Annotated in this window: 1 pseudogene; it reads left to right on the forward strand. The window is 37.6% G+C overall.

The annotated features are described in order from the left end of the window. A pseudogene (locus RTW80_RS26020) lies at window positions 1-990 on the forward strand (DNA-binding protein); the annotation flags it as partial.

Consider the following 990-nt stretch of genomic DNA (forward strand, 5'->3'; position numbering starts at 1 on the left):
AAAGGTTATGAACCTTCACTCGAAGGACACTCAAAACTACCAGACATAAAATCCGTAATAGCTATTGCTGAGATTTTCTCAAAAGATGAAAACCAATTGTCTACAAGGGACATTTTCACTACTTCTGTTCTTGCACTACTCATGTGTGCTCCTGGAAGAATTTCAGAAATTTTAAGTCTTCCAGCGGATTGTGAGTTTACTGAAAAAGATGACAAAGGCATTGAACGATATGGTCTAAGATTTTTTTCAGCAAAGGGTTATGCTGGGGATATCAAATGGATTCCTACAGTAATGGTCCCTATAGCTCAAAAGGCGATAGCCCGATTAAAAAAACTGTCCAACCATGCAAGGTCTGCCTCAAGAACAATGGAAGCCCAAGGCACTGAGTCATCCAAATATGCACTCGTTACCACAAAGCCTCAGAATTTTCCTTGGTATGATGAGGAAAAAAGAATTAAATATTCAAATGCTTTATGTCTTTTATTTGACAGGCAACTGTGTCAGAAGACAAGAAAATATTTTACATCTTTTTTCAGACCCACTGCTGATTTTTTTAGAATGGATATTAATGCTATTGCAAGTATTAAAGGCACAACAAACCTGTTCAAAAGACACGGCTATATAAATGAGGATGGTATTCCCTATTCTATTAGAACTCATCAATTAAGGCATCTGTTGAATACTTTTTCTCAAATTAATGGCATGGATGAGTTTAGCATCGCTCGATGGTCTGGAAGAAAGTTGGTCTCACAAAATGTTTCCTATGATCACCGATCACACTTACAAATGACACAGCCCATAAGCGAAAAAACGACAATCGAGGCAAGTAATAGCCATAGGAAAAAAGAAATAGCTATCATGGACATAACCGATTTCGATTCATTGAATGATGGAGCTGTGCTCGTTACTAAGCATGGTTACTGCAAGCACTCATATGCTTTTGACCTATGTGGTTATTATCCAATACAAGACTCTGGAAAGGATGATGAC

The organism is Escherichia sp. AM3 (genome assembly GCF_032029835.1).
In the GTDB taxonomy this organism is placed as follows: Bacteria; Pseudomonadota; Gammaproteobacteria; order Enterobacterales; family Enterobacteriaceae; genus Escherichia; species Escherichia coli.